Annotated in this window: 1 protein-coding gene; it reads left to right on the top strand. The window is 67.5% G+C overall.

Features of this window, described 5'->3' with window-relative positions; translation table 11 throughout:
- The coding region (locus tag B4920_RS27395; RefSeq protein WP_173862737.1) for a nucleoside hydrolase at positions 1–246 on the top strand (246 nt) is incomplete at both ends.

Genomic DNA, 246 nt, shown 5'->3' with positions numbered 1-246 from the left:
AACCCTGGCGAGATCACCCTGGTGACAATCGGGCCGCTCACCAACCTTGCGCTGGCGCTCGAGGCCGCCGCCGAGATCACCGCGCTGGTGAAGCAGGTGGTGGTGATGGGGGGCGCCTTTGGCGTCAACGGCCATCGCGGCAACGTGACCCCCTATGCCGAGGCCAACATTCACGACGATCCCGAGGCGGCCGATCGGGTGTTCACCGCCCCCTGGCCCGTGGTGATCATAGGGCTGGACGTGACC

The organism is Zoogloea sp. LCSB751, from assembly GCF_002028455.1.
In the GTDB taxonomy this organism is placed as follows: domain Bacteria; phylum Pseudomonadota; class Gammaproteobacteria; order Burkholderiales; family Rhodocyclaceae; genus Zoogloea.
The sequence above is the reverse complement of the archived record's forward strand: the minus strand, read 5'-3'. Positions and strand labels throughout refer to the sequence as shown.